The following is a 9,012-nucleotide window of genomic DNA, read 5'->3' on the forward strand; positions in this document are numbered from 1 at the left end:
CCCGGCGGGTGTTCCCCCCCCCGGGGGGGGGGGGGGGCGGGCTTTTGGGGGGGGCCCCCCCCCCCGGGGGGGGGGGGGGGCCCCCCACGCCTACGACCTGGGGCGATTACTCCGCGGCTTCGCCGTCCCCGGCCACCAGCCGGGAGGGGAAGCCGCCGGTGGCGACCGGACCCCAGCGCCGCGGGGTCACCCGGATCAGCGACTTGCCCTGGTCGCGCATGGCCTCGCGGTACTCGTCCCAGTCCGGGTGCTCACCGGCGATGTTGCGGTAGTACTCGACCAGCGGCTCGACGGACTCCGGCGCGTCGATCACCTCGGCCTCACCGTCGATCTGCACCCACGGGCCGTTCCACTCGTCGGACAGCACGATCACGCTGACCGACGGCGCCCGGCGGGCGTTGCGCACCTTGGCGCGCTCGGGGTACGTGGACATGACCAGCCGGCCGGAATCGTCCACGCCGCAGGTCAGCGGCGAGCCCTGCGGGGTGCCGTCGGAGCGGCGGGTCAGCAGGATCGCGCGGTGCCGGGGGCGGACGAACTCCAGCAGCTCGGGCAGTTCGACTCGGGTGTTACGGGCGAGGGAAGGGCTCATGGCGCGAGCCTAGGGGGTCGGGGCGGGCCGGCCGGGGTACCGCGGCGCCCCACACGCCGCGGTACCCCTGCCGCCCCGCCCCGACCCGGTGTCCGCCGCGGCCCGGTGTCCGCCCCGGCCCGGTGTCCGCCGCGCCGCCGCGGGGAGTGGCGCGGCGCCGTGCGGACGGCCGGTGCGGCGGTGGCTCAGCGGTGACCGGCCAGCGGTTTACCGGTGGCCGCGTCGACGAGGGTGCGGTGGCCCAGCGGCTGCTTGAGGTCCAACGTGACCTTGTCGGTGGCCAGTTGGGCGGTGCACATCTTCTTGTCGTCCTTCTTACGGCTCCAGCCGGACACCACGACCAGCTTCTCCGACTCGCGGACATGCGCACCGTACGTCGCGTCGCAGGCGCCGTGGCCGACGGTCACCGTCACCTTCCGCGCCGAGACGCCCGGCTTGTCGGCCCCGGCCAGTGGCAGCAGCGCCTCCTCGTGTCCGGACACCGGCTCGACCTTCGGCCAGTCCCGCACGAGGGTGTCGGCGCGCTGCTCGAACGCGTTCTGCTTGCCGGGCGGCGCGGCGCCGACCGTCTGCTTCGCGCCGCCGCACCCGGCCAGCGCCGTGCCGGCGGCGGTCAGGGCGGTCAGGGCGGCCAGGGTGCGCCGAACGGTGCGGCTTTTCCCGGCGGGGGTGCGGGTGGTCCGCTGTGCTGTGGTGGTCCACATGTCTGCCTCCTCGGGTCACGCTTGGGACGGAGCCGGGGCCGATCGGGTTCCGCTTCTTTCGCCGGCCGCGCAATCCGCCGACGGCGGAAGGCACTTCGCGGCGGCGGCCGGGCGGTGTCGCGCTGCATCTGCCGCGCTCGCGGGTGCTGTTCCCCGGCGACCTCATCGGCACCGGCGACGGCCGGGTGGTCCTCGGCCCCTTCACCGTCGAACGGGAGGAGGCCGAGGCGTCGTTCCGCAGGCTCGCCGCCCTCGACGACGTCGACACCGTCTGCGTCCCGCACGGGGATCCCCTGGTCGACGGCGCCCGCGCCGCCCTGGCCACCGCGACGCCGGAACGCGACTGGCGGTGACGTGACGCCTGGGGCGGCCGGGGCCAAGGGAGTTGACGGGTGGGCACTCTTGTCACGCTGAGCGTCCGCTCACATAATCACAGAGCGCTTTACGGACTCATCCCCCACTGGGTCCGCAGGCCGCACGGCAGGCTGCCCGTTTCGCAGTCGTGCCGTGCACCGGCTCCGGTGGGGCACGCGTCCGTCGTCGACGTGCAACCCCCCACGAAAGGAAGCCCGTTGCGCAGCTCCCTGAAGCACCTCAAGAGGACCACCGCCGCCGGTGCCGTCGCCCTGGCCGCCTTCAGCCTTCTGCCCGGCACAGCCTTCGCATCCTCCGCACCCGACAGCTCCGGCTCGGTGGGCACCAAGGTCGTCGGCGGCACCAAGGCCGACCAGGGTGAATTCCCCTTCATGGTCCGGCTGTCGATGGGCTGCGGCGGCGCGCTGTACGCCAAGGACATCGTGCTGACCGCGGCGCACTGCGTCGACGGCAGCGGCCCCAACACCGGCATCACCGCCACCGCGGGCGTCGTCGACCTGGAGGACTCGGCCGCCGTCACGGTCAAGTCCAAGGAGGTCCTCCAGGCTCCCGGCTACAACGGCAAGGGCAAGGACTGGGCGCTGATCAAGCTGGAGAAGCCGATCGACCAGCCCACCTTGAAGATCGCTCAGGACGACAAGTTCAACAACGGTGACTTCACCATCGCGGGTTGGGGCGCCGACAAGGAGGGCGGCGACCAGCAGCGCTACCTCCTGAAGGCGACGGTGCCGTTCGTCGACGACGCCACCTGCGGGAAGGCGTACGGCGACGAGCTGACCCCGGGCGACGAGATATGCGCCGGGAAGCTCGACACCGGCGGCGTCGACACCTGCCAGGGCGACTCCGGCGGCCCGATGTTCCGCAAGGACGACGCCGGTGAGTGGCTCCAGGTCGGCATCGTCTCCTGGGGCGAGGGCTGCGCCCGTCCCGGCAAGCCCGGCGTCTACTCCGAGGTGAGTACCTTCGCCGCGGACATCCAGAAGGCCGCGGGCGAGCTGGGCTCCTGACCCGTCGGGGACACGTTCCCCGTCGCGCGGCGGCGGACTTCCCCCGGGTCCCCCGCCGCACCCCGACCGCCCCGGTACCGGCCCGAGCCGCCGGTACCGGGGCGGTCGGGGCGCCGGTCGGTCACGGCACCAACCGCGGCGCCCCCGCCCCCTCCGCCCCGGCCAGCTCCAGCAGCAGGACCTCGTTGGGTCCGTCCCGGAGCACCGGGCCGGGGACGTACAGCGTGTGCTGCGGCCCGGCCGACCAGTAGCGGCCGAGGGGGAAGCCGCCGAGCCAGGCGAAACCCCTGGTCCAGCCGGGGAGTTCGAGCAGCGCGTCGCCGGTGTCGCCGGGCGGGACGGTGACCGTGCCCCGGTGCAGGCCCCGCGCCCCGGGGCGGGCCGGGCCGAACGGCAGCCGGGCCACCGCCGCCGCGTCCTCGAACGCGTCGAGCCGCAGGCCCCGTGCCCGTACGCCGTGCAGATACTGCCGTTCGTGCAGTACCCCGCCGGTGAGGCCCTTGGGCTCGCCCAGCCGGGGCCCGTAGTTCACCCGGCCCAGGGACTCCACCCACAGCTCCACCTCCGCCGGGCCCGGCACCTCGCCGAGCAGCGCCTCCTCGGTGTCCAGCTCCGGGCCCGGCGCCCCGTCCACGAACGTCACCGCCCGGTCCCGCAGCCCCCGCACCCGCAGCGGATACGGCCGCCGGGGGCCCGGGACCCGCAGCCGGTAGCGGACCAGGCCCCGGTCCACGTCCAGCTCCTCGAACGTCGCCGGGACGGGCGTCGCCACCTCCGGGCCGCCCAGCGCGTCCATCACCGCGTCCGGCGCCGCCCACCGGTCGAGGCATACGCCGACCGGTGCGCCCAGCACCGGCCAGGGCGCGGGCGGCGGGGGCGGCGGGGCGTCCGCGTATGGGGCCAGCGCCTCGCGGAAGAGGGGGAACTTGGCGGTGGGGCGGCCGCGTTCGTCGATCGGGGCGGCGTAGTCGTAGGAGGTGACGGTCGGCTGGAGCGGGCCGTCGTGCAGCTCACCGGCGCGGTTGGCGCCCGCGTGACCGCCGAAGCTGGTGCCGCCGTGCGCCATGTAGAGGTTGACGGACGCCCCGCACTCCAGGGCGGCGCGCAGCTCCCGTGCCGCCCGCCCGGGATCGTCCGGTGCGGGCGGCTCGCCCCAGTGCGCGAACCAGCCGCACCACAGCTCCGCGCAGAGCAGCGGACCGGACGGCCGGTGGCGGCGGAGCGCGGCGAACGCCTCCCGGGCGCCGGAGCCGAAGTTCACCGCGGCGAGCACGCCCGCCACCGAGCCGCCGGTCAGCATGTGGTCCTCGGGCCCGTCGGAGGTGAACAGCGGCACCGTCACGCCCCGTGCGCGCAGCAGCTCCGCCAGCCACGTCAGGTACGCGGTGTCCGTCCCGTAGGAGCCGTACTCGTTCTCCGCCTGCACCAGCACGACCGGGCCGCCGACGGTGCACTGCCGGGCGGTGATCTGCGGCAGCAGCACCGTGAACCACCGCTCCACCGCCCGCAGATACGCCGGATCGGCGGTCCGCACGCGGCGGCCCAGCGGTCCGGTCAGCCAGTGCGGCAGCCCGCCGTTCTCCCATTCGGCGCAGATGTACGGGCCGGGCCGCACGATCGCCCGCAGCCCCGCCCGCCCGGCCGCGTCCAGGAACCGGCCCAGCGCGTCCGCGTCCCGTACCTCGCCGGGCCGCGGTTCGTGGAGGTTCCACGGGACGTACGTCTCCACGCAGTTCAGGCCCAGCGCGCGCAGCGTCGCCAGCCGGTGGTCCCACTGCGCCTCGTGGACGCGGAAGTGGTGCAGCGCCCCGGACAGCAGCCGCAGCGGCCGCCCGTCCAGCAGGAACTCCCGCTCGCCCACCGTGAACGTGGCCGCCTCGAATGCCCCCATGCCGCCCGCCTCCGTCGCCGCCGTCCGTGCCGCCACCCTCGCCCCCTGGCGGGGCGGCGGTCCATGGACAAAGATCGGCGCTGTTTGGACGGAGCGGCGGCGGGCGGCGGGCCGCCGCGCGGGAGCGGGGCCGCGGGCCCGTCGTCGCGAGGCAGGCGGGAGCGCGGCGACGGGGCCGAGGAGCCGGGGAGGCCGGAGATGTACCACACCTGGATGCGTTACTTCACGCCCACGCCGGTCCACCACCGCCTCGGCCTGGTCTGCCTGGGCGTCGGCCTCCAGTACGGCACGCTCCCGCCGGTCGGACCGCGGACCCTCGGCCACCACGTCGCGCTGGTCATCAGCGCCGGGCGCGGCTGGTACGCGGGGACCGACGGCCGCATCCGGGAGATCACCGCGCCCGCCCTGCTGTGGCTGCTGCCGGGCGTCGTCCACCACTACGGCGCGGACCCCGACAGCGGCTGGGACGAGAGCTTCGTCGACTTCACCGGACCGGCCGCCGCCACCTACCGCGAGCTGGGCTACATCGAGGCGGACCGCTGCCTGGTGCCGCTCACCGACACCGTCGCGCCGCGCGCCGCCGTCGGCCGGATCGCCCGCGCCGCGCGCCGCGACAACCCGTTCCTGGGGGTGGAGACCTCCGCCGCCGTCCACGAACTCCTCGTCGCGCTGCGCCAGGCCCGCGCCGGTACCGGCGCGGACGGCGACCCGGTGCTGCGGGCGCTGGCCCGTGACGCCTTCGCACCGCTGACGGTGGCCGGGCACGCGGCCCGCAACGGCATGACGCCCGCCGCGCTGCGCGCCGCGGTGCGCCGGGCCGCCGGGTGCACGCCCAAGGACTATCTGCTGGGCATCCGGCTGGGCCGGGCCAAGGAGCTGCTGACGGCGACGGAGCTGCCCGTCGCCGCCGTGGCCCGCCGGGTCGGCTACGACGACCCGGCGTACTTCAGCCGCCTGTTCACCCGCCGGGTCGGCACGCCCCCGGTCCGCTTCCGCGAACGCCAGGGGCGCAGTGTGCCGGGCGGCTGGTCGGACACGGTGCCCGACCCGGACGATCCGCCGGTGCTGCGGTCACGGGGAGACCTCCTCCCGCGGCCGGTCGCGGGTCTCCTCGGCGAAGAACCCGGCGACCAGCGCACCGGCGGCGGCGACCGCGGCGAGCACCGCGAACACCGCGGGCAGACCGGACGCGGCGTACACCGCGCCGACGACGACGAGTCCGCCGGAAGAGCGGGAAGATCCGGCGGCGGCCGATCCGGTCCACGGTGAGCGCGGCGGCCGGACACCCGGCGAGCCCGGCGACGGAGGCGACCGCCGAGTGGAGCAGCGCGTCCCCGACGGGCGACGGCGCACCGAAAGGGGCGGCCGACCGCACGGCGACCGCCCCGGCAGCCGTACGCCGCCCGGCAGCCGTACGCCGCCCGGCAGTTCAGGCCGGCGTCTCCCGCTCCCCGCCCCGTCCGCCTCCGTGATCGACCGTTCCAGCTTCGACAGCAGCCGGGCCAGCTGACGGCACTCGGCGGGGGAGAGCCCGGCCAGCATCCGCCGCTCGTTCTCCAGATGCTCGGCGAAGAGCGCGTCGATCGTCGCCAGCCCCTCGTCCGTCAGCCGCGACCGCACCACCCGCCGGTCCTCGGCGTCCCGCTCCCGCACGAAGTTGTCCACACCCCGTGCGGCCGAACCGGCGTGTACGGCAGCATGACCCCATGCCCGCACTCCAGCGCGACGAGGCGCAGACCAGAGCCGGACTCCTCGACGTCCGCCACCACTCCATCCACCTCGACCTCACCCAGGGCGAGAAGCACTTCGGCTCCCGCGCCGACATCCGCTTCACCCTCCGCGACGGCGCCGGAGACGCCGCCCCCGTCACCACCTTCTTCGAGGTCAAGCCCGCCGCGCTGCTCTCCGTCACCCTCGACGGCACCCCCCTCGACCCCGCGCTGCTCGACGACAACCGCTTCCCGCTCACCGGCCTCGCCCCCGGCGACCACGAGCTGCGCGTCGAGGCCCGCATGTCCTACTCCCGCACCGGCGAGGGCATGCACCGCTTCACCGACCCCGCCGACGGTGAGACGTACGTCTACACCCAGCTGTTCATGGAGGACGTCCAGCGGGTCTTTGCCACCTTCGACCAGCCCGACCTCAAATCCGTCTTCGCCCTCACCGTCACCGCCCCCGAGGAGTGGTCCGTCCTCGCCAACGGCGTCACCACCCACGAGGGCGGCGGCCTCTGGCGCGCCGCCCCCACCCCCCTCATCTCCACCTACCTCGTCGCCGTCGCCGCCGGCCCCTGGCACTCCGTCCGCACCGAACACGCCGGGCTCCCCTTCGGCATCCACTGCCGCCGCTCCCTCGCCCCGCACCTCGACGCCGACGCCGAGGAAATCCTCGGCCTCACCCGCCGCTGCTACGACCGCTACCGCGACCTCTTCGACGAGCCGTACCCGTTCGACTCCTACGACCAGGCGTTCGTCCCCGAGTTCAACGCGGGCGCGATGGAGAACCCGGGCCTCGTCACCTTCCGCGACGAATTCGTCTACCGCTCCGCCGTCACCGACGCCGAACGCCAGACCCGCGGCATGGTCATCGCCCACGAGATGGCCCATATGTGGTTCGGCGACCTCGTCACCCTCCGCTGGTGGGACGACATCTGGCTCAACGAGTCCTTCGCCGAGTACATGGGCTACCAGGTCCTCTCCGAGGCCACCCGCTTCACCGGCGCCTGGGTCGACTTCGGCGCCGTCCGCAAGAGCTGGGGCTACGAAGCCGACCAGCGCCCCTCCACCCACCCGGTGGCCCCCACCCCCGAGGATGTCCCCGACACCGCCTCCGCCCTCCTCAACTTCGACGGCATCTCCTACGCCAAGGGCGCCTCCGCACTGCGCCAACTCGTCACCTGGATCGGCGAGAAGGACTTCCTCGCCGGCATCAACCACCACCTCACCCGCCACCGCTTCGGCAACGCCACCCTCGCCGACTTCCTCGACTCCCTCGCCCGCCACACCGACCGCGACATCCCCGGCTGGGCCGCCCGCTGGCTGCGCACCACCGGCCCCGACACCCTCACCGCCACCGTCGAACCGCAGGACGACACCTGGCAGCTCGCCGTCGGACACCACGGCAGCCGCCCGCACCGCATCGCCGTCGGCCTCTACGACCAGGACGCCACCGACCCGGCCCGGCTGAGCCTGCGCCGCCGCTTCGAGACCGACATCCCCCAGGAGGAGGGCACCACCCGCCACACCCTCCCCGGGCCCGTCCCCGCCCTCGTCGTCCTCAACGACGGCGACCTCAGCTACACCAAGATCCGCCTCGATCCGGCCTCCTGGGACACCGCCGCCCGCGCCCTGTCCGGCATCCCCGCCGCCGACGGCGGCGCGCTCACCCGGGCCGTGCTGTGGAACGCCGCCCGCGACATGGTCCGCGACGGCGATCTCGCGCCCGCCGCCTACCTCGATGCGGCCCGCCGCCATCTGCCCGCCGAGCCGGACCCGGCGCTCGTCGCCGGTGTGCTGCGGTTCGCCCGCATGCCCGTCGCCGACCACTTCCTCCCCGCCGCGGAGCGCCGCGCCGCCCTGGGCACGCTCACCGCCCTGAGCCGCGACATCCTGCGCCACACCGAAGGCGCTACCGACTCCGCCGCCGCGAGCCTGCGCCTGACCGCCGTCCGCGCCGTCATCGACAACGCCACCTCTCCCGAGGGCATCCAGGACTGGCTCGACGACGGCAGCGTCCCCGGCGGCCCCGCCCTCGACCCCGAGCTGCGCTGGCGCATCCTGGCCCGCCTCGCCACCCTCGGCGCCCTCACCCCCGACCGCATCGACGCCGAACAGTCCCGCGACCCCAGCGCCACCGGCAGCGAGGGCGCCGCCCGCTGCCGTGCCGCCCTGCCCGACCCGGCCGCCAAGGAGGCCGCCTGGCAGGCCCTGTTCACCACCGACGCCGACGCGGCCCCCTCCAACTACCTCTTCACCGCCATCGCCACCGGCTTCTGGGCCCCCGAACAGCACGACCTCCTCCGCCCCTACGTCGCCCGCTTCTTCACCGACGCGGTCACCCTCGCCACCCACCGCGGCCCCGCCCTCGCCGAGGCCGCCGGCCGGTACGCCTTCCCCGCCTCCTTCGTCGACGAGGAAACGCTCCGCCTCGGGCACGCCTGCCTCGCCACGGACGCCCCGACGCCTGCCCTGCGGCGTCGGCTCGCCGACCAACTCGACGACCTCGCCCGCGCGTTGCGCATCCGGTCCGGTCAGGAGTCCGCCGTCTCCTCCGGCCGGACAGCCGACGCCTGATCCGGTCCCTCGGGGCGGGCCGGTGGGGGGGGCGGTGTGCGTGGCGGCGGCCCGGCCGCCCCTGCGGGGGGGCCGGGGGTGGCGGGGGGTGGGGGTGGGGGTGGTGGCGTGCCAGTACTGGCGGGCTCGGGGGGAGGGGGAGGCGGAGCAG

Annotated in this window: 6 protein-coding genes and 2 pseudogenes; 4 read left to right on the forward strand and 4 right to left on the reverse strand. The window is 75.1% G+C overall.

Annotation, left to right across the window (positions count from 1 at the left end):
• Window positions 1-106: 106 nt before the first annotated feature.
• The gene (locus tag ACFWWQ_RS03280; protein WP_384589235.1) at window positions 107-592 is read right to left on the reverse strand and encodes a PPOX class F420-dependent oxidoreductase; all 486 of its coding nucleotides are present in this window, start codon (window positions 590-592) and stop codon (window positions 107-109) included.
• 185 nt (window positions 593-777) lie between these two features.
• Entirely contained in the window at window positions 778-1,296 is a 519-nt protein-coding gene (locus ACFWWQ_RS03285) for a hypothetical protein (protein ID WP_384589237.1), read from the reverse strand.
• A gap of 143 nt (window positions 1,297-1,439) precedes the next feature.
• On the opposite strand from ACFWWQ_RS03285, the gene ACFWWQ_RS03290 reads away from it, so the two are divergent.
• The gene (locus tag ACFWWQ_RS03290) at window positions 1,440-1,649 is read left to right on the forward strand and encodes a hypothetical protein (RefSeq protein WP_384589241.1); all 210 of its coding nucleotides are present in this window, start codon (window positions 1,440-1,442) and stop codon (window positions 1,647-1,649) included.
• 219 nt (window positions 1,650-1,868) lie between these two features.
• On the forward strand, window positions 1,869-2,678 hold the full coding sequence (locus ACFWWQ_RS03295) for a S1 family peptidase (protein WP_384589244.1): 810 nt from the start codon (window positions 1,869-1,871) through the stop codon (window positions 2,676-2,678).
• A gap of 121 nt (window positions 2,679-2,799) precedes the next feature.
• Here ACFWWQ_RS03295 and ACFWWQ_RS03300 read toward each other — a convergent pair whose 3' ends face one another.
• On the reverse strand, window positions 2,800-4,569 hold the full coding sequence (locus ACFWWQ_RS03300; RefSeq protein ID WP_384589247.1) for a beta-galactosidase family protein: 1,770 nt from the start codon (window positions 4,567-4,569) through the stop codon (window positions 2,800-2,802).
• 198 nt (window positions 4,570-4,767) lie between these two features.
• On the opposite strand from ACFWWQ_RS03300, the pseudogene ACFWWQ_RS03305 reads away from it, so the two are divergent.
• A pseudogene (locus tag ACFWWQ_RS03305) lies at window positions 4,768-5,637 on the forward strand (helix-turn-helix domain-containing protein); the annotation flags it as partial.
• 387 nt (window positions 5,638-6,024) lie between these two features.
• Here the strand turns inward: ACFWWQ_RS03305 and ACFWWQ_RS03310 are convergent.
• Window positions 6,025-6,222, reverse strand: a pseudogene (locus ACFWWQ_RS03310) (MarR family winged helix-turn-helix transcriptional regulator); the annotation flags it as partial.
• A 53-nt stretch (window positions 6,223-6,275) separates the two neighbouring features.
• On the opposite strand from ACFWWQ_RS03310, the gene pepN reads away from it, so the two are divergent.
• Window positions 6,276-8,861, forward strand: coding sequence for an aminopeptidase N (gene pepN / locus ACFWWQ_RS03315; protein WP_384589250.1), 2,586 nt, complete (start codon window positions 6,276-6,278; stop codon window positions 8,859-8,861).
• Window positions 8,862-9,012: the final 151 nt, after the last annotated feature.

Source organism: Streptomyces sp. NPDC059080, from assembly GCF_042739975.1.
Taxonomy (GTDB): domain Bacteria; phylum Actinomycetota; class Actinomycetes; order Streptomycetales; family Streptomycetaceae; genus Streptomyces; species Streptomyces benahoarensis.